This is a genomic window from uncultured Allobosea sp., from assembly GCF_945956895.1.
Lineage (GTDB): Bacteria > Pseudomonadota > Alphaproteobacteria > Rhizobiales > Beijerinckiaceae > Allobosea.
On sequence record NZ_CAMFJF010000007.1, the window covers coordinates 60,131 to 79,011 of the forward strand.

General features: G+C 66.1%; 19 protein-coding genes. 13 read left to right on the plus strand and 6 right to left on the minus strand.

Annotated features, from left to right (window positions below; all coding sequences use genetic code 11):
* Positions 1 to 180: 180 nt before the first annotated feature.
* Positions 181 to 951: an HpcH/HpaI aldolase/citrate lyase family protein gene (locus tag Q0Q02_RS06485; protein ID WP_293807889.1), complete on the plus strand. Its 771-nt coding sequence runs from the start codon at positions 181 to 183 to the stop codon at positions 949 to 951.
* Positions 952 to 1,111: 160 nt separating this feature from the next.
* Here the strand turns inward: Q0Q02_RS06485 and Q0Q02_RS06490 are convergent, their stop codons facing one another.
* Entirely contained in the window at positions 1,112 to 2,083 is a 972-nt protein-coding gene (locus tag Q0Q02_RS06490; protein WP_293807891.1) for a tripartite tricarboxylate transporter substrate binding protein, read from the minus strand.
* Positions 2,084 to 2,279: 196 nt separating this feature from the next.
* Here Q0Q02_RS06490 and Q0Q02_RS06495 point away from each other — a divergent pair, with 196 nt between their 5' ends.
* The 4 genes from Q0Q02_RS06495 (at position 2,280) to Q0Q02_RS06510 (ending at position 6,722) form a co-directional block, all read left to right on the plus strand.
* Positions 2,280 to 2,981 carry a GntR family transcriptional regulator gene (locus Q0Q02_RS06495; protein WP_293807893.1) on the plus strand — a complete coding sequence of 234 codons (702 nt, stop codon included), beginning with the start codon at positions 2,280 to 2,282 and terminating at the stop codon, positions 2,979 to 2,981.
* Positions 2,971 to 3,888, plus strand: coding sequence for a dihydrodipicolinate synthase family protein (locus tag Q0Q02_RS06500; protein WP_293807894.1), 918 nt, complete (start codon positions 2,971 to 2,973; stop codon positions 3,886 to 3,888). The genes Q0Q02_RS06495 and Q0Q02_RS06500 overlap by 11 nt, the downstream gene beginning before the upstream one ends.
* Positions 3,889 to 4,065: 177 nt before the next feature.
* Positions 4,066 to 5,799 (plus strand): L-arabinonate dehydratase, encoded by a 1,734-nt coding sequence (araD, locus tag Q0Q02_RS06505; protein ID WP_293807896.1) that lies wholly within the window; start codon positions 4,066 to 4,068, stop codon positions 5,797 to 5,799.
* The gene (locus Q0Q02_RS06510) at positions 5,799 to 6,722 is read left to right on the plus strand and encodes a 3-hydroxyacyl-CoA dehydrogenase NAD-binding domain-containing protein (protein ID WP_293807898.1); all 924 of its coding nucleotides are present in this window, start codon (positions 5,799 to 5,801) and stop codon (positions 6,720 to 6,722) included. The genes araD and Q0Q02_RS06510 overlap by 1 nt, the downstream gene beginning before the upstream one ends.
* Positions 6,723 to 6,725: 3 nt before the next feature.
* Here the strand turns inward: Q0Q02_RS06510 and Q0Q02_RS06515 are convergent, their stop codons facing one another.
* Positions 6,726 to 8,120: a DUF2793 domain-containing protein gene (locus tag Q0Q02_RS06515; protein ID WP_293807900.1), complete on the minus strand. Its 1,395-nt coding sequence runs from the start codon at positions 8,118 to 8,120 to the stop codon at positions 6,726 to 6,728.
* A 237-nt stretch (positions 8,121 to 8,357) separates the two neighbouring features.
* Positions 8,358 to 9,107 (minus strand): aspartate/glutamate racemase family protein, encoded by a 750-nt coding sequence (locus Q0Q02_RS06520; protein WP_293807902.1) that lies wholly within the window; start codon positions 9,105 to 9,107, stop codon positions 8,358 to 8,360.
* 245 nt (positions 9,108 to 9,352) lie between these two features.
* Between Q0Q02_RS06520 and Q0Q02_RS06525 the strand changes: the two genes are divergently transcribed.
* A complete protein-coding gene (locus Q0Q02_RS06525) occupies positions 9,353 to 9,727 on the plus strand; it encodes a VanZ family protein (protein WP_293807904.1) in 375 nt (124 codons plus the stop codon).
* 210 nt (positions 9,728 to 9,937) lie between these two features.
* The gene (locus Q0Q02_RS06530; RefSeq protein WP_293807906.1) at positions 9,938 to 11,383 is read left to right on the plus strand and encodes an undecaprenyl-phosphate glucose phosphotransferase; all 1,446 of its coding nucleotides are present in this window, start codon (positions 9,938 to 9,940) and stop codon (positions 11,381 to 11,383) included.
* Between the two features lie 227 nt (positions 11,384 to 11,610).
* Here Q0Q02_RS06530 and Q0Q02_RS06535 read toward each other — a convergent pair whose 3' ends face one another.
* Positions 11,611 to 11,832 (minus strand): hypothetical protein, encoded by a 222-nt coding sequence (locus Q0Q02_RS06535; RefSeq protein ID WP_293807907.1) that lies wholly within the window; start codon positions 11,830 to 11,832, stop codon positions 11,611 to 11,613.
* Positions 11,833 to 11,958: 126 nt separating this feature from the next.
* Positions 11,959 to 12,354: a cupin domain-containing protein gene (locus Q0Q02_RS06540; protein ID WP_257732078.1), complete on the minus strand. Its 396-nt coding sequence runs from the start codon at positions 12,352 to 12,354 to the stop codon at positions 11,959 to 11,961.
* A 191-nt stretch (positions 12,355 to 12,545) separates the two neighbouring features.
* Between Q0Q02_RS06540 and Q0Q02_RS06545 the strand changes: the two genes are divergently transcribed.
* The 6 genes from Q0Q02_RS06545 (at position 12,546) to Q0Q02_RS06570 (ending at position 17,643) form a co-directional block, all read left to right on the plus strand.
* A complete protein-coding gene (locus tag Q0Q02_RS06545) occupies positions 12,546 to 12,815 on the plus strand; it encodes a heavy-metal-associated domain-containing protein (protein WP_293807910.1) in 270 nt (89 codons plus the stop codon).
* A 22-nt stretch (positions 12,816 to 12,837) separates the two neighbouring features.
* Positions 12,838 to 13,317, plus strand: a complete 480-nt coding sequence (locus Q0Q02_RS06550; protein WP_293807912.1) for a DUF411 domain-containing protein — start codon at positions 12,838 to 12,840, stop codon at positions 13,315 to 13,317.
* Positions 13,318 to 13,521: 204 nt separating this feature from the next.
* Positions 13,522 to 14,550, plus strand: a complete 1,029-nt coding sequence (locus tag Q0Q02_RS06555; protein WP_293807913.1) for an extracellular solute-binding protein — start codon at positions 13,522 to 13,524, stop codon at positions 14,548 to 14,550.
* 278 nt (positions 14,551 to 14,828) lie between these two features.
* Complete coding sequence (locus tag Q0Q02_RS06560) at positions 14,829 to 16,007, plus strand: ABC transporter ATP-binding protein (RefSeq protein ID WP_293807915.1); 1,179 nt, start codon at positions 14,829 to 14,831, stop codon at positions 16,005 to 16,007.
* The gene (locus Q0Q02_RS06565; protein ID WP_293807917.1) at positions 16,004 to 16,840 is read left to right on the plus strand and encodes an ABC transporter permease; all 837 of its coding nucleotides are present in this window, start codon (positions 16,004 to 16,006) and stop codon (positions 16,838 to 16,840) included. Before Q0Q02_RS06560 ends, Q0Q02_RS06565 begins: the two co-directional genes overlap by 4 nt.
* A 5-nt stretch (positions 16,841 to 16,845) precedes the next feature.
* The gene (locus Q0Q02_RS06570; RefSeq protein WP_293807919.1) at positions 16,846 to 17,643 is read left to right on the plus strand and encodes an ABC transporter permease; all 798 of its coding nucleotides are present in this window, start codon (positions 16,846 to 16,848) and stop codon (positions 17,641 to 17,643) included.
* Here Q0Q02_RS06570 and Q0Q02_RS06575 read toward each other — a convergent pair.
* Positions 17,551 to 18,603: a LysR substrate-binding domain-containing protein gene (locus Q0Q02_RS06575; protein WP_293807921.1), complete on the minus strand. Its 1,053-nt coding sequence runs from the start codon at positions 18,601 to 18,603 to the stop codon at positions 17,551 to 17,553. The two genes, Q0Q02_RS06570 and Q0Q02_RS06575, sit on opposite strands and share 93 nt — an antisense overlap.
* Positions 18,604 to 18,881 lie beyond the last annotated feature (278 nt).

The window sequence follows — 18,881 nt, forward strand, 5'->3', positions numbered from 1 at the left end:
CGCAGCCTATCAGCGATTCGGCTGTCGCGAAGCTTCGCTCGAAATCGAGGCTGCAACCCCGCCATCTCCTCCCGACGGGTCCCCTCGTCCACTCGTTATGATCTAACCGGATATGCGCGCTCCCGCATGCTGCGGTCGGCCGGGCAGCGCCGCCAATTCATTCGCCTGAGGGGAAACGCCGTGGATCTGCCCACTAACGCCTTCAAGGCCGCGCTGAAGCGCGGCGAGCTTCAGATCGGATTGTGGAGCAGTCTGTGCAGCCCGATCGTCTCCGAGATCATCAGCCAAAGCGGCTTCGACTGGATCCTGGTCGATACCGAGCACTCGCCCAATGAGCCGCCCGACGTTCTCGCCCAGTTGCAGGCCCTGAAGGGTGGCACCGCGACCCCGATCATCCGCCCGGCCTGGAATGATGCGGTGCTGCTCAAGCGCCTGCTCGATATCGGCGTGCAGGCCGTGCTCGTGCCCTTCGTCCAGAACGCCGAGGAGGCGCGCAAGGCCGTCGCCGCCTGCCGCTATCCGCCGGCCGGCATCCGCGGCATCACGACCAGCGGCCGCGGTAGTCATTACGGGCGCGTGCCGGACTATCTCAAGCGCGCCGATGGTGAGATCTGCGTGCTGGTTCAGGTCGAGACCGGCGAGGCGCTCAGCCGGATCGAGGAGATCGCCTCGGTCGACGGCGTCGACGGCGTCTTCATCGGCCCGGCCGATCTCTCGGCCTCGCTCGGCCATATCGGCAATCCCGGTCATCCCGAGGTTCAGGCCGCGATCCACGATGCGGTGAAGCGCCTGACCGCGATCGGCAAGCCGGCCGGCATCCTGACGCCGTCGGAGCCCGATGCGCGCCGCTACATCGAATGGGGCTATCGCTTCGTCGCGGTCGGCTCCGATCTCGGCCTCATGACCAAGCATGCCGACGCGCTGGCCAAGGCTTTCGCCGGGCAGCGCTGACGATCCCGCTGGCAGGCCGGGTCATCGAGCTGACCCGTCATTGCGAGGAGCAAAGCGACGAAGCAATCCAGGGGGACGTAGAGCTCTGCCGCCCCTGGATTGCTTCGCTACGCTCGCAATGACGGTGCGGACAACCCCTCCGAGCCGTCCACCCCGGCCCTCACTCGATCTTCACATTCGCCTTCTGCGCGACCTCGGCCCAGCGCCTGGTCTCGGAGGCGATATGGGCGGTGAACTGCTCCTGGCTCGATCCGACCGGATCGACGCCAAGCTTCTTGAGCTGCTCGATCACCGCCGGCTCCCGCATGATCGCCTGCGTCTCGGTCGAGAGCTTGGCGACGATCTCCTTCGGCACGCCCGAGGGCGCGAAGAAGCCGTGCCATGAGCTTGCATCGTAGCCCGGAATGAACTCCGACAGCGCCGGCAGGTCCGGAGCGACCGCGAGCCGCTTCGGCGTCGCGGTGGCGAGCGCGCGGATCTTGCCAGCCTGCACATGCGGCCAGGCGATGGTGATGTTGTCGAAGGTGATCTGGATCTGGCCGGAGAGCAGATCCTGCGTCACCTGCCCGCTCGACCGATAGGGCACATGCACCATGTCGGTGCCGGTCGAGACCTTGAACAGCTCCGCCGCCATATGGGTCGAGGTGCCCGCCCCCGACGAGCCGAACGAGTACTTGCCGGGATTCTTCTTCAGCAGCTCGATCAGTTCCGGCACACTCTTCGCCGGCAGGTCGATATTGACCATCAGGATGTTCGGCACGCTCGCCACCTGCGAGATCGGCGCGAAATCCTTGATGTGGTCGAAGGGCAGCTTCGTATAGACGGCCGGGTTGATCGCATGGCTCGACACCGTGCCCATGGTCAGCGTGTAGCCGTCGGCCGGTGCGCGCGCGACCGCCGCGACGCCAGTATTGCCGCCGGCGCCGGGCCGGTTCTCGATGATGAACTTGCCGCCGAGCCGCTGGCCGAGCCGATCGGCCAGGATGCGCCCGAGCAGGTCGGTGGTGCCGCCGGCCGCGAAGGGCACGACGATGGTGACGACCTTGCTGCCGGGATAGTCGCCCTGCGCGAAGGCGGGCCCTGCCGCAGCCAGACAGGCGGCGGCGATGATGGTCCTGCGCGTGATGCTCATCGGTTCGTCTCCCCGTCGCGGACAATTCCGCCTGCACCTCATGACGGGCGCTTGCCGCAAGCGATAACACAGGATCGCAGGTTTGAAATCTGAAATTTCAGATTGCCGGGCACGACGCTTTGTGCTGTTTGATGGCCATGGCGCATGAGCTGGCAGCCGCGGTGGAGCGGCTCCGGCAACGCGCCGCGGAAGAACCATGTTGCAGCCTGCCGTCGAACCCGTCGCTCCCGATCTGCTGCGTTCGCTGCGCGAGCATGTCCATGAGCGCCTGCGCCGCGCCATCGTCGCCGGCTGCTTCCGCAATGGCGAAAGGCTGAACGAGCGACATCTCGCCGAGATGCTCGGCGTCAGCACGACGCCGGTGAAGGACGCGATCCGCAAGCTCGAAAGCGAGGGACTGGTCCGGACGGAAGCGCGCCGCGGCGTCTTCGTCGAGTTCTCGCCCCGACAGGCTCTTGAAATGGCGCTCGGCCGTGCCGCGCTCGAAAGCGTCATGGCCCATATCGCCGCCAATCACCTGACCGAGGACGGCGCGGCCGAGCTCGGCAAGCTCATCGCCGAGATGGAGCAGGCGACCGAGCATGGCGATCTCGAGGACCTCGTCGCTCTGAACGAGGCCTATCATCGCGCGATCCATCGCATCTCCGGTTGCACCTATCTGGAACGCCGCCTCGACGGCCAGCGCATGTACGACCATGCCCAGCGCATTGCCCTGCATTCGCAAGCCGACGAACGCCGCCGTGGCTTCGAGGAACATCGGGACATCTACGAGGCGCTCCTGGCGCGCGATCCCGCGCGCGCCGAACTCAGGATGCGCCGTCACATCGTCCGCTCGGCGAAGGCCCATGTGCGATTGGTCTTCGGCGCGGGTGCGGAGGGACTGGATTATGACGAATGACAAGATCCGCCGCGCCCTGCGCGGCATCTCCGGCGTCCATGTCACCGCCTGGAAGGCGGATGGCGAGGCCGACTGGGCGCTGACCGGCCGAATCGTCCGGCGTATCGCCGAGGCCGGCATCCACAACATCGTCTCGGCCGGCAATACCGGCGAGTTCTACCCGATGACGACGGCCGAGGTGGAGCGCTCGCACGCCGTCGCGGCCGAGGCCGCCGCCGGCAAGGCGCTGGTCACGGCCGGCATCGGGAGGTCCTTGCGCGAAGCTATCGCAACCGGCAAGCTCGCGGCCAAGGCCGGCTGCGATGCCGCGATGGTGCATCACCCGCTTGATCCCTTCGCCGCACCGCAATCGCAGGCCGACTACGTCCTCGCCATCGCCGAGGCGCTGACGATCCCGCTCGTCGCCTATATCCGCTCGGACGCCATCGGCGTGAAGGACCTGATCCGCGTCGCGACCCACCCGAATGTCGCCGGCGTGAAATTCGCCTCCAACAACATGATGCTGCTCGCCGATTGCGTGCGCGAGACGGAAGGTTCCTCGGCCAACTGGATCTGCGGCCTCGCCGAGGGCTGGGCCGCGCCCTTCTACGCGCTCGGCGCCCGCGGCTTCACCTCGGGCCTGATCAATGTCGCGCCGGAGCGCTCGCTTGCGGTCTGGCGCGCACTGGAGGCCGGCGACTACGATACGGCCCGCCGCGAGGTCGACGCCATCGCCGGCTTCGAGAAGCTGCGCACCAAATACGGCAACGGCGCCAATGTGACGGTGGTGAAGGAGGCGCTGGGCCTGCTCGGCACCGATGTCGGCCCGGTCCGCCTCCCCGGCCTGCCCGAGCTGAACGAGGCCGAGCGGGCGGAGCTGCGTGGCATCGTGTCGAGCTGGGGTGGCCAGCGCGTCGCGGCTGAGTGAGGCTGCAATTCGTACCCCTCAGCCCTCATCCTGAGGAGCGCTTCGCAAGAAGCGCGTCTCGAAGGATGCTCCAGATGGTTCCGAAACCTCCTGAAACATCCTTCGAGACGCCGCTTTGCGGCTCCTCAGGATGAGGGCTGAGAAAAGTCATTCAGAAGAACACCCGAGGAAACGCCCATGTCCGCCCGCCCCCGCAAGACGCCCGAGACCCTGCGCAGCTGGCGCTGGTTCGGGGCGAGCGATCTGCGCTCCTTCGGGCATCGCTCGCGAGCCTTGCAGATGGGCCTCGGCCACGAAGAATTCATGGGCAAGCCGGTCATCGGCATCATCAATACCTGGTCCGAGATCAACCCCTGCCACACCCATCTGCGCGACCGCGCCGAGGCAGTGAAGCGCGCGGTCTGGGCGGCCGGCGGCTTCCCGATCGAGATCCCCGTTATGTCGGTTTCCGAGCAATATCAGAAGCCTACGACAATGCTCTATCGCAACTTCCTGGCGATGGAGACCGAGGAATCGATCCGCTCCCACCCGCTCGACGGCGCCGTCCTGCTCGGCGGCTGCGACAAGTCCACGCCGGCCCTGATCATGGGCGCCTGCAGCGCTGGCCTGCCCTTCATCTTCGTGCCGGCCGGCCCGATGCTGCGCGGCAACTGGGCCGGCAAGGTGCTGGGCTCCGGCGCCGACGTCTGGAAATACTGGGCCGAGAAGGAAGCCGGCAACATCACCGACGATCAGTGGAAGGACATGGAGAGCGGCATCGCCCGCTCCTACGGCACCTGCATGGTGATGGGCACGGCCGCGACGATGATGAGCCATGCCGAGGTGCTCGGCCTCACCTTGCCCGGCGCCTCCGCCATCCCCGCGGCAGACGCCGCGCATCCGCGCATGGCCGCAATGGCGGGCAAGCGCATCGTCGAGATGGTCTGGGAGGACCTGACGCCGGATCAAATTCTCACCCGCAAGAGCTTCGAGAACGCGCTGACCGTGCATATGGCCGTCGCCGGCTCGACCAATGCGATCATCCATCTCGTCGCCATGGCCGGCCGCGCCGGCGTGCCGCTGACGCCTGATGATTTCGACGCCTTCTCGCGCAACGTGCCCGTCGTCGCGAACCTGCGCCCCTCCGGCGATTTCCTGATGGAGGATTTCTTCTATGCCGGCGGCCTGCCCGCCCTGCTGAAGCAGCTCGAAAGCAAGCTCCACACCGATGCGATGACCGTGACCGGCAAGCCGATCGCCGAGACCATCGCCCTCGCCCAGGTCTATGACGACAACGTCATCCGCCCGCTCGACAAGCCCGTCTCGACCGCCAACGGTTTGGCCGTGCTCAAGGGCAACCTCGCGCCCGATGGCTGCGTCATCAAGCCCTCGGCCGCCGAGCCGCGCCTGCTCAAGCATTCCGGCCCTGCGCTGGTCTTCGAGCATTACGATGCGATGATGAAGGCGGTGAACGACGAGACGCTCGACGTCACCGCCGACCACATCATGGTCCTCAAGAACTGCGGCCCGGTCGGCGGCCCGGGCATGCCGGAATGGGGCATGCTGCCGATCCCGAAGAAGCTGCTGAAACAGGGCGTGCGCGACATGTTGCGCATCTCGGATGCCCGCATGTCCGGCACCAGCTACGGCGCCTGCATCCTCCATGTCGCGCCGGAAGCCTACATCAAAGGTCCGCTCGCGGCGGTCCAGACCGGCGACATCATCAGCGTCGATGTCGAGGCCCGCAGCATCTCGGTCAATCTGACCGATGCCGAAATCGCCGCCCGCCTCGCCGTCTGGACGCCGCCCAACCGCGACTACCCGCGTGGCTGGGGCAAGATGTCGGCGGCCCATATCCGCCAGGCCGACAAGGGCTGCGATTTCGATTATCTGGAAGGGACGGCGAAGGTGCCCGAGCCCGAGATTCATTGATGCAGGATATCCGCGATATCGAGCGCGTCGCCATTATAGGCGCCGGGCTGATTGGCAGTTCTTGGGCTGCGCTCGCCATGGGCCACGGCCTGAACGTCGTGGCCTATGATCCCGCACCCGGCGCGGAGGAGCGGTTTCGCCACGCGGTCGACCGGGCTCGTGCCCAGCTTGCCGAGCTCGGACTGGCCAATACCGGCCAGTACCTCTTCACGAACGATCTGGACGAAGCCCTGCAAGGCGTTGATTTCGTTCAGGAGAACGGCCCGGAAAACGAATCGGCGAAGCGCGAGCTTCTCGCCAAGCTCGATGCGGCATTACCGCCCGAGGTGATCATCGCCAGCAGCACCTCGGCCCTGCTGCGCAGCGCGATCGTCGCGGATTGCAGGGACAAGCGCCGTGTCATCGTCGCCCATCCCTTCAACCCGCCGCATCTCGTGCCGCTGGTCGAGATCGTCGGCGAGGACGAAGCGGTCGTCGCGCGCGCCGCCGCCTTCTATCGCAGCCTCGATCGGCGCCCCGTCATCCTCCAGCGCGAGATGCCCGGCCATGTCGCCAACCGACTGGCCTCGGCGCTCTATCGCGAGGCCGTCCATCTGGTCGAGCAGGGCGTCGCCAGCGTCGCCGAGATCGACGCGGCGCTCTGCAACGGTCCCGGCCTGCGCTGGGCCCTGATGGGGCCGCACATGACCTATCATCTCGGCGGCGGCGAAGGCGGCATCGCCGGCTATCTCGCCCATCTCGGGCCGAGTCAGGTGCGCCGCTGGCAATCCCTCGGAACGCCCTCGCTGGACGAAGACGTCCAGCGCAAGATCATCGAGGGCGTCGCGGAGGAAGCGGCCGGGCGGACCATCGCGCAGCTCGAGGAGCGCCGCGACGAAGGGCTGCTGGCCCTGCTGCGCGCCCGCAAGCTCATCAGCGAGTGAGCCTCACAACTCCGCGTCGAACGCGATGGCGTCGAAAGCCGCCCTCACCCGGCCGAGCGTCAGCGCGGTGACATAGGCGTAAGCCCGCTCGGGCGACTGCGCGACGACGCCCCGATCAGTGCCCTGCACATTGATCTCCAGCGAGACCGTGGCCGTGACGCTCGGCGTCGCCCGCATCGGCACCGGCAGGCTCAGGCTCTGCCGGCTCGCTGCTGCCGCAGCCTGATAGGCATCGATCAGCACCTGCCCGTCCTGCTTCAGGAAATAGCGCCAGCACAGCATCTGCTCGACGGACAGCGGACGCGCCATCCAGCCGGTTGCGAGCCACCCGCGCTCCAACTTGATCCGCTCGAAACTGACCGCGCCCGCGCTCGGGGACAACCGCACCTGCAGCACGCCGGTATCGCCCACGGCAGGCGTCAAGGTCAGCGAACGGCGCCCCGCCCCAGCAGCGATCGTGCCGGACTGGCTACCAATCGTGACCGCAAGGCTGCCGCCGGTGAGGTCCTCGACCGAGAACGTGAGCGGCAGGCCTGCAAAGGAAGCGAGCCCCCACAGCGCCGGCTCGACCGGCTGGACGATGGCGCCGGAGGTCAGGGTGATCGTGAAACCACTGAGCGAGAGATTCGCGCCGCCCGTTGCCGCCTTCCAGCGATCAAAGCCATAGGCGCCGGCCGTGAGTCCGCCGCCTGCGAATCCGCGCTGGTTGATCGCCATGTCGCCATTGACCAGCAGGTTCGTTCCCGCAGCCCAGGCAGAAGTCGGCAAGGCGACGCTGCCCGATGCCCGGTCGATCGCAACAGCATCATGCCAGGCCGAGCCGTCGGCGCTGACCTTGACCCGGAAATCGTCGTCGCCGGCGAGGCCGAACTCGGCCCGGCCCGACCAGTTGCTCTGGAACAGCAGGCTCGCGGTGTTACCAGCAGCGGCCTTGTTGATCTTCAGGTGATGATCGCTGCCCGCATGATTGAACAAACTCGCATCCGAGGACACCGCGAGGCGGTTGGTCGTATCCGCCGTCGCGTTCACGCCCCAGCGCTCGGCACCGAGGCTGCTGATCGGGCTGTCGCGGCGCCATTCCGTGCCAGTCCAGAGATTGTGCTCGGCCTCGTCGATCACCCAGGCCTGCCAGCCGGCGCGCGGCACGAGGAAGGTCCAGCCGCCATCCTCGAACAGCGCGACCTGATCGGTGCGGCCAGCGAAGGCGCCGGTGCCGCCCGCCGGCACGATATAGGCCGAAAGCTCGGTCGGCAAAGCCGGCGGTGCCGTCTGCGTCCGACTGTCGACGGTCAGATGGATCAGCCCGTCGAGCCGCATCAGGGCATCGTTATGGGTGACGTGCTTCTGCGCCTGCCCGGCGGCGAGCAGCGGCAGGGAAAGACGGGGCGTGTCGGTCATGGAGCCTCGCGGAAGGGAACGCAGCGGTAGGCTGCCGCGAGGCGATGATGCAGCCGGTCCGGGCCGCCGGGGATAAGTCGGGTTGAACGCACTCCGATCTCGCCGAGCCGCCACGCCGTCATTGCGAGCGCAGCGAAGCAATCCAGGGGACTGGGTTGACCGGTCCAGCCCAATCCCCCTGGATTGCTTCGTCGCTTCGCTCCTCGCAATGACGGCCTGGTCAGGCCGGGGATAAGTTCAGCCGAAGCGGCGCGGCCTCAAGCCCGCGTGGAACCAGTTGATCAGCGAATAGATGTCATGGACCGGCAAACCGGTCGCCGCCTGCACATCGGCCGCATAGGGCGGCATGTTCGTGCATTCCAGCACGATCGCGCCGACATCGGGGTGGCGGGTGACCAAATCCAGCGCCGCCTGCACCACGTCCTGCCGGGCGAGCTCGACATCCATGTCGTCCTTCTCGGCCTTGATCAGGACGCGGAAGAACTCGCGGCCGTTCTCCGTGCCGGTAACCGGGGTATCCAGCGGCACGCCGGCCGCCTCCAGATGCTTCGGCGTCAGCGTCGCCGCCGAGACCGTGACGACGCCGACGCGCTTGCCGGGCGGTAGCGTCGCCTGCACCCACGGCACCTGCATCAGCGAGGAGGTCGCGACCGGCACGCAGACAGCCGCCGCGAGCTCGCGCTGGAAGAGCGAAAGGAAGCCGCAATTGGTCGTGATCGCCTCCGCGCCGAGTCGAACGAGATCGCGCGCGGCCTCCACGAAATCGGGCAACAACCCGGCCGCACCCTTGAGCACCACCTTCTCGGGGCTGGCACCTCCGACGACGCGGTACAGCACCGGGAACGGCCAGGTCGTGCCATTGCCCATGTCGCCGGGGATTCGCGGGAACCGCGCCTCCAGCATCAGGATGCCCAGGGGAACGCCGTAGATCGCCTTCCCGCCGCGTGCGATCCGCGCCATCGAGGGCGCTGCGGATAATTCAGTCATCCGGGGTCTAGCCTCCATCTGCAGAACCTAGCCTTGGAACGGGGATCCCGTCACAGGCAAGTGTTATTCGGAAGTCCCGAGATGAAGAGAATTTTCATGAGCTTCGGCCCAATCTTCCATTGCTGCCATTGCTTCGTCGTTTTTGCACCGTCATAAGATCGACGTCTGCCCCGCCCTCGCGTTATTCCGCCGGCGTTGGTCCATATCTTGCCTGCCCCGCCTAGCCATTCGCCCGGAGCCCCGTCTTGGTTCTTTCGCTCGACAAGCTTCGTCGCCTCGCCGTGATCGCGGGCTGGGCGGCACTCCTCGCAATATTGTTCTCGACGCTCTCGCCTCTGGATGCGCGCCCGCACATCCCGCTGATGGACCCGGACATCGAGCGCTTCCTCGCCTATTTCGCCGCCGGCGCCACCTTCGCCTTCGCTTATCCGCGACAGCGCTGGCTGCTCCTGGGGGGCATCATCGCGCTTGCCGTCGGCCTCGAATGGCTCCAGACGCTGGAGGCCACCCGCCATGGCCGCCCCCATGATGCGATCGTGAAGATCGTCGGCGCCACGCTCGGCTGCTTCCTCGCCGTAGGCTTCGACACGATGGCGCAGCGCCTCCGCAAGCCCGCCTGATTCATCCCGGGACAAAACCGTTGCCGGCTCCCCGCTGGCAGGCATTTTCCCTCTAGCAAAACACCCCACATCCGCACCAATCTGGGCCGCATCGCTTCGGCATGCGCCTTGCCACTTCGCTCCCGACCATGCCCCGGCACCGGCACATTGTGCCGCAACGGGACATGCGCAAGCCGGCTCGCACCGGCATGGCTGGCCTGGGAGTTAGGAATGAGCGTCAACGATCTGCGCGGCATGCCACAGGCCCTTTCCGACAGCCGGTCGGGACTCTGGCGCCTTTGGCTCGGCCCGCTCACCGCGGCAAGCGACGCGGCAATCGTCGTGGCGCTCGTCTATGCGGTCTCGTTCGCCTATCACCTCTGCGCCACCGGCGGCCGGCCGGGCGTCGACCGTTCCACGCCCGAACTGGCGGCGATGCTGGGGACGCTCTTCGTCTTCGTCAATCTGATGCGTGGGCGCTATCAGATCGCCAACTACCTTTCGAAGCGAGGCCAGATGGGCTCTGCCCTGACGGTGTGGAACATCACCCTCGTCGCGTTTCTCGCCCTGCTGTTCCTCGCCAAGATTGCCGATCACTATTCGCGCGCCGTTCTGGTCGCGACCTATATCTGCGGCATTCCGGTCATCGCGCTCTCCCGCTCGCTCGTCGTCCGGCTGGTGGCGGCCGGCAGCCGTACCGGGCGGATCACCGCCGAGCGTGCCTTTATCATCGGGCGTGAGGTGAACATCATGTCCTTCGTTTCGCGCCACAAGCCTTGGCACATGGGCTTTGCGGTGACCGATGTCGCCTTCCTGAAATCCTCGGCGGAAGCCGGGTCTTCCGCGCTTGCCCTCGATCTAGCCGCAGCTGTCGCAAACTGCCGGACAAGGCGGCCCGATGCGGTTTTCATCGCCGTTCCCTGGTCCGATCAGGACACCATCTCGGCCTGCGTGGATGCGTTCATGAATCTGCCGGTCGCCATTCATCTCGCGCCCGAGCCGATCATGGAGCGCTTCGGCGGCGCGCATGTCGTGCATACCGGCACCCTGTCGAGCCTCCGGTTGACACGCCAACCGCTCTCGACAGCCGAGGTTGCGGCCAAGCGCGCCTTCGACATCGTCGCGGCTTCCTGCGGCATCATCCTGACCCTGCCGCTCCTGCTGCTGATCGCGGCGCTGGTCCGGCTCGATTCTCCCGGCCCGGTGCTGTTTCGCCAGCGGCGCTACGGCTTCAACCAGCAGGCTTTCCGCATCTTCAAGTTCCGCACGATGACGACGACCGATGACGGCCAGGTCGTCCTCCAGGCCAAGCGCAACGATCCCCGGATCACGCGCCTCGGACATTTGCTGCGGCGCTACAATCTCGATGAGCTGCCGCAGCTGCTGAACGTCCTCGCTGGCGATATGTCGCTCGTCGGACCGCGCCCGCATGCGCTGGCACACGATATCGAGTTCGAGCGCAAGATCGCCAATTACGCCCGCCGCCACAACGTCAAGCCCGGCATCACCGGCTGGGCGCAGGTGAACGGCCTGCGCGGCGAGACCGACACCGACGAGAAGATGGCGCGTCGCGTCGCCTACGACCATTGGTACATCGACAACTGGTCTTTCTGGCTCGATATCACGATCCTGTTCCGGACCGTGCTGAGCAGGAAGGCTTTCGCGAACGCCCGCTGAGACCCGGCTCCGCTCCCCCCTGCCGCTTCGCTGGACGACAGATTCTGCCGCGCTCCACCGGCATATGGCGCAGCACGGCATCGCCTTTGCGCCAAACGATACCGGACGGTGTCGGGCGTGCCTCCCTTGCGCTAGCCGCGGCCGACGCGCAGGTCAGAGGCAAGGGAACGCCGGGGCCGATACCAAGCCGTCGCGCTAAAGGCGGACGGGGTGGAACTCGACCCTGGTCAGGCGAAATGGCGCCACAGCGCGCGCCCCAGCCAGAGGCTCCATCCGGCGACGACAAGCGTCGTCAGCAGAATCGCCCCGACGATCAGAACGCGGCCGATCACGAGACTGGCGAGGCTTTCCGTATTCTCCGGCTCATTGTCGTTCGCGGCCTGCGGCCACCGGCCGAAGTCGGGCGTCTGGACAGGCGCCGGAAACCGTCGCACGCGCTCGGGCCGCATGGAACTCTCTCGTAACGTTATGCAGGCATCAAACAGATGCCGACAATAATGATCCAATTCGTGCCAAAATAAAAGCACAGGATGCGCGGGATCCCCACCGGAGAGCCCCCGCGCGGCAAAGTGCTGCTACCCGCCATATTGGGTGTCGGAGACCTGTTCCATCCAGTCGACGACCTTGCCGTCCTGAACCTCCTGGATCGCGATATGCGTCATCGCCGTCGCCGGCGAAGCGCCGTGCCAATGCTTTTCCCCGGGCGGAAACCAGACCACGTCGCCGGGCCGGATTTCCATGATCGGCCCGCCCCAGCATTGCGCGCGGCCGAGGCCCGCCGTGACGATCACCGTCTGCCCGAGCGGGTGCGTATGCCAGGCCGTGCGCGCGCCCGGCTCGAAGGTGACGCTCGCGCCCTGGACGCGCTCGGCCGCATGCGCATTGCAGAGTGGGTCGATCCTGACCGTTCCGGTGAACCAATCCGAGGGACCTTTCCCGGAAGGCCGGGAGCCAGCACGCGTGATGTCCAAGGAATCTCTCCCTGCTCCGTTCCAAATCGCTCCGGAAAGCATGCCGGTGCCTGGGCCGGGAATCCAGCCTGATGAGACAACGCCCCCTGCACCATTCGGAGCCGGCGGCCGCGCCGGCCAAAAACAGGCTTGACCTTGCCATTATGGGAAGGAGCAAGCTGCGATGATCGACAACGAGGAACGACATCGCCATGTGCTCCTGCCAAACGCATCAGACTGCCGCCGCTTCGTCAGCCCAGCAGGTTTCCGGAGAGGCCGTCAGCCTCCGGGTCGACGACATGACCTGCGGCCATTGTGCCGGCACCATTGAGCGGGCCATCTCGAGCCGCCTTCCGGGCACGAGCGTCACGGCGGACCCGGCCTCGAAGCTGGTCACGGTACGGGGCAGCGCCGATCTCGAGACCCTCTGTGCGATCATCGCCGCCGCGGGCTACACGCCCGTCGCAGCTCCCAATCGCTGAAAATTCCGCCGAGGAGATCATCATGGCCGGTAAACACCTGATGTCCCGTCGCCTGTTCGTGACCGGCGCCACGTTGGCTGCGTCCTGGCGGCCCGTGATGGCCGTGGAGAGCCTTCCGAAAATGCTCGTCACACGCGACCCTAACTGTGGCTGCTGCAGCAACTGGGTTGCCCATGTGAAAGCCGCCGGTTTCGCGGTCGAAGTCGTCGAGATTCCCGATCTCGCTCCCTTGAAGGCCCGGCTCGGCGTGCCCGATGCTCTGGCCTCCTGCCACACGGCCGAGATCGGCGGCTATGTCGTCGAAGGCCACGTCCCGGCCGAGGCGATTCGGCGCCTGCTCCTCGAACGTCCGCAGGCAGCGGGCCTCGCGGTGCCTGGCATGCCGCTCGGCTCGCCCGGCATGGAGGTCGCCGGGCAGCAACCCGAGGCCTATGAGGTCATGATCTTTTCGCCCGGCCGTCAGAACGTCTTCGCGCGCTATCGCGGCTTGCAGCAAATCTGAAACAGGGATCCTTCTGAACGAGATTGGCTCGCTAGGCGACCCCGAAATGGCTCGACCACCCCGGTTCTCGCTTGCCCAATCCCACTCATAACTTCCTGGAATGAAGTTCGGATTCCTTTGAATTTGCAATGAGGGTCCGCACACGGGAGGCTCCTGTCATCGAGGCCGCGCAGAACGGCCTGCATGAGGATCGGGAGCCATCAGATGAAGCCATGGGTGTTCGCACTGTCGATGCTGGCCGCCAGCGCCGGCCCGAGCGCGGCCGAGGTCATTCACGCGACCTGGGGCGGCGGTGGCGCAGCCGTCCTGCGCGACTATTTCCAGGTTCCGTTCACCCAGAAGACCGGCATCGCCGCGCGCATGGCCGAGGTGCCGAACACGGCGGGCGCCGTCCGCTCCCCCTCCGCCTCGCAATACAATGTCGTCGAGGTCACCTATTTCGAGGCGATCGGCCTGGCCAAGTCGAACCTGCTCGAAGCCTTCGAGGACAAGGAGATCCCCGCAATCGCCAACCTGCCGAAGGAGCTGGTCGTCCGGAACAAGGACGGCAAGATCGTCGGCCTCGCCACGCATTTCGGCTATTACGGCATCGCCTTCAATAACACGCTGGCCAAGGCCTCGGATTTCCAGTCCTGGAACGATCTCACCGACGCCCGCTGGAAGGGCAAGCTCGCGGTCACGCGCCCGGTCTACGCCACCTCCTACGACCTCACCATCCTTGCCCATGCCAATGGCGGCAGCTCCGCCAAGATCGAGCCCGGCATCGAGCCGCTGAAGGCGATCTTCGCCAATTCGCTGACCACCTATACCTCGCTCGCCCATATGAATACGCTGCTGACGCGGGGCGAGGTCACGGCCGCGCCGTTCTACTCGACGCGCGTCTGGAGCCTGCGCCGTGACGGACAGAAGACCATCGAGCTGGCGATCCCCAAGGAGGGCGCGCTGATGCTGCCCTATGTCGTCGTGGTGCCGAAGGGCTCCGCCGAGCGGGCGCAGACCATCACCTATCTCAACGAACTCCTGGATGCTGCGGCGCAGACCCGGATTTCCGGCCAGAACGGCTCGATCCCGACCAACAACAAGGCCGTGCTGCCGCCCGAATATGAGCAGGATCTCGGCATGACCCGCGAGGCGCTGATGAAGAAGATGTATATTCCCGATTGGAATGTCATCGTCAGCGACTACGAGGATCGGCTCAACCGGGTCGAGCAGATCGCCGCCGGCAAGCGCTAGATGCCTGCCATGTCATGATGGAACCTCTGCGTCATTCCGGGGCTTCGCGTGAGCGAAGAGCCCGGAACCCAGAACCGATGCCGTCTCCCTGAGAAACGCGGCCAGACCATCACTCAAGCTCTTGCGGGCATCGGTTCTGGGTTCCGGGCTCGGGCCTACGACCCGCCCCGGAATGACGGGGAGGTTCCTCGTCAGATCAGCAAGCCCTGGACGTTCTCGGGAACACAATCCACCGAACGATCCCCTCACCCCACTCGCTTACCCGGCGGATTCGATCGATGTCCCCTGCCCCGTCCGCAGCCTTTGCGCAGGCCGCGCCCTCCCGCGCAGCCCGCGGTTCCATCCATGTCGCCGGCGTCGCCAAGGCCTATGGCGCGACGACGGTGCTCTCCAGCCTCGATCTCACGGTCGAGGCTGGAACCTTCGTCACGCTGCTCGGCCCTTCCGGCTGCGGCAAGACCACCTTGCTGCGCCTGATCGCCGGCTTCATCCAGCCCAGCGCCGGCACAATCGCAATCGACGGGCGCGACATGGCGGGCCTGCCACCACAGCGCCGGCCGATCGGGATGGTCTTCCAGAACCTGGCCCTGTTCCCGCATTTCTCGGTCGAGGAGAACGTCGCCTACGGCCTGCGCCTGCGCAACGTGCCCGACGCTGAATTGCGCCGGAAGGTCGGCACCTTCCTCGATCTCGTCGGGCTCGGCCATCTCGGCAGCCGCCGCATCTCGCAGCTCTCCGGCGGCCAGAAGCAACGCGTGGCGCTGGCCCGTTCGCTGGTGCTCGAACCCTCGATCCTGCTGCTCGACGAACCGCTCTCGGCGCTCGACCTGCAGCTCCGCAAGCAGTTGCAGGTCGCTCTCAAGGAGATCCAGCGCGAACTCGGCACGACCTTCGTCTTCGTCACCCACGACCAGGAAGAAGCGACCCTGATGTCGGATCGCATCGTGGTGATGAGCGCAGGCTTGATCCAGCAATACGACACGCCGTCCGCGATCTATTCGCAGCCCGCCAATCTCTTCGTCGCCAAGTTCGTCGGCGAGCTCAACGAGATACCCGGCCGCATTGTCGCCGCCACGGCCGGCACTGTCGAGATCGACAGCCCTAGCGGCCGCCATGCCCTGCCGGCGAGCGGCATCCGCGGCTTCTCGCCTGCCCCCGGCGCAGCTTGCGTGATCGGCCTGCGCCCCGAACGCATCGCGATCCTACCGCCCGACGCCGATACCGGCGGGCGCATCGCCTTGTCCGGAACCGTCATCGAGCGCATCGCGCTCGGCCCGGTCATTCGTTTCACCCTGCGCTGCGGCGAGCAGCGGCTGGTCGCCGTGCGATTGGCCAGCGACGCTGCGGCCCTGCCGGAAGCCGGTTCCGCCTGCCGCATCGCCTTCGAGCCCGCCGACGCGCAGATCTTCGAACCGCTGGCAGCATCCGCTGCCGCGAGCTTCGGAGAGAAGCCATGACGGAGACGCAACCTGCCTCGGCGGCAAAGGCGCTGCTGCTCCTACCGGTCCTCGTCCTGCTCGGCCTGTTCTTCGTCTCGGTCTTCCAGCTCTTCTCGAACGGCTTCGCCGATGCCGATGGCTGGTCGCTGCGCTACTTCCGGCAGATCCTCAACCGCAGCGACTATCAGGTCATCTTCGCGCGGACGATCCTGTCCTCGCTAACGGTCGCCCTCCTCTCGGTGGCCCTGTCCTATCCGATCGCTCTGCTGCTCTGGCGGCTCGAACGCTGGCGCAACACGCTCCTGATCATGGTCCTCGTGCCCTGGCTCGTCAGCCTCGTCGTACGCACCTATGGCTGGCTCGTGCTGCTCGGCCCCAAGGGCGTGATCAACGGCATGCTGGCCTGGACGGGGATCATCGAGCAGCCGCTGGCGCTGATGTTCAACGATCTCGGCATCGTCATCGGCCTGACCCACGTGCTGATCCCCTTCGCAGTGATCTCGATCCTGTCTTCGCTGCTGGCGATCGAGAGCAATCTGGAAGAGGCCTCCGGCGTGCTCGGCGCGAGCCGCTTCCAGACCTTCCGGCGCATCGTGCTGCCCTTGTCGCTGCCGGGCGCCTTCACGGCGCTGATCGTGATCTTCCTGGCGAGCATCGGCGCGATCGTCACGCCGATCGTGCTCGGCGGCATGTCGCATCAGTTCGTGGGATCGCAGATTTACCAGGAGGTCATGTACACCTTCAATCTGAACAAGGCCGCCGCGTGGTCGATCTGCCTGCTCGCCATCAGCTTCCTGTCGCTGCTCCTGCTGAAAGCCATCGAGCGCCGGCTGATCGGGACCCTGGAGTGAGCGCGATGACGGCAAACCCCAAACTCTCGACCTGGGCCGGTATCCTGCTGCTGATCTCGCTGCCGGCGCCGATCCTGATCATCATCGGCGCGTCGTTCAGCGACACCAGCTATATCCAGTTCCCGCCGGAGGGACTGAGCCTGCGCTGGTATCGCGATGCGCTGTTCGATCCGCGCTGGCCGCGCGCCTTCGCGATCAGCGTCGGCATCGCGGCGGTGACGGCGGTGATCGTCACCATCGTCAATTTCATGGCCGCCTATTACACGCAGCGCCATGCGCCGAAACTCGCGACCTGGCTGGAGCTCGCGATCTTCTCGCCGCTGTTCTTCCCCCATGCCGCGATGGGTGTCGCCATGGTCGCGCTCGTCGCCCAGTTCGGGCTGATCGGCACGGCGCCGGGCATCGTGCTGGCCCATCTCATCGTGACCCTGCCCTTCTCCTATCGCCCGATCCATATCGCCTTGCGCAGCCTCGATCCCGATCTGGTACGCGCCGCCAATGTGATGGGCGCGAGCGAATGGCGCGCGCTCAAGGACATCGTCATTCCGATGTGCCGATCCGGCATCCTGACCTCGCTGCTCTTCGCCGGCATCATCTCCTTCGACGAGGCCACGGTGACGATGTTCCTGATCGGGCCGAACATCTCGACCCTGCCGGTCCAGATCTTCTCCTTCGTCCAGGATTCGGCGACGCCGGTGCTGGCGGCGATCTCAACGATCAGCGTGCTGATCACCTTCCTCGCCGTGGTCATCCTCGATCGCGTCGCCGGCCTCGCCTTTTTCGTCCGTCACGACGGCGCCTGAACCCGCGCCGTCGCGCGTGCGCCGCTGCGGCAGGCGCACGATGAGGCTCTCGGCGGCGCGCGGATCGTCGCCCTGCGCCAGTGCGGCGATGCGTGTCTTGAGCTCGGCGAGAAAGGCCTTGGTCAGGGGTGACACCGGCCGGTTGCGCGAGACGATGGCGTTAAACGTGAAGGCGATGGTCGGCTCGAAGCGGCGCGCCACCAGATCCGGCCAAAAACCCTGATGCACCGTCATCGGCTCGACGATGGCGATGCCGAAGCCGCGCGAGACCAGCGCATTGGCCTCGACCGAGGAGAACACCTCCGCCCGCATCTTGCGCGAGATGCGCTGCTGCTCGAACACCGCGTCGGTCAGGTGGCGCATCCGGCTGTTGCGGGTGAAGGAGATGAACTCCGCCCCTTCGAGATCGCGCGGCACGATCACGTCCCGCGACGCCAGCGGATGATCCCGCCGCATCACGCAGACCGCATCGGCATGGAAGAGCGGTTCGGTCAGCAGGTCCGGGTGGTGGAAATGGCTGACCGAGAAGCCGATATCGACATTCTGTCCAAGCACGTCGCTGCCGACGACGCTGGAGACGTCGAGCGTCACCGAGATCGCCGGATTGGCCTCGGCGAAGGCGACCAGCGCATCCGCGACCAGTGTATGGCCGATCGAGGCCGCCGAAACGATCCGCAATTCCCCTGACCGCAGGTCGCGCAGATCTCTGGCGAAGCGCTCGACATCGCTGAGCGAGGCGAAGAGCCGGCGCACCTCCTTGTAGAGCAGTTGCGCCTGATGCGTCGGGATCAGGCGCTTGCGCTTGCGCTCGAACAGGGTGAGCGCGAGGTCGATTTCGAGCCCCGCCAGGATCTTGCTCATCGCCGGCTGCGACAGCCGCATCCGCTCAGCCGCGGCCGTGACGCTGCCGGTCTCCATGAACTGGATATAGGCCTCGAGCTGTCGATGGGTGATCCGCATGCAAGGCTCCGCCATTCGGTTGGGCGATCATTCCAGCAGCCGCCGATGCCGACCATCGTCATTGCGAGCGTAGCGAAGCAATCCAGGGGAACGTAGAGCTCTGCCGCTCCTGGATTGCTTCGCTACGCTCGCAATGACGGCAAACCGGCATCCGCCTGCCAGGGATTCACAACGTTATAACCAACAGGAATGTTTTCTAGTCAAAAAGAAATTTGCGGCTCCCTGCCGGCGGCGGAATAGTGCGAGCCGGGCCAGACGGAAAACTGGAAAATACGCCA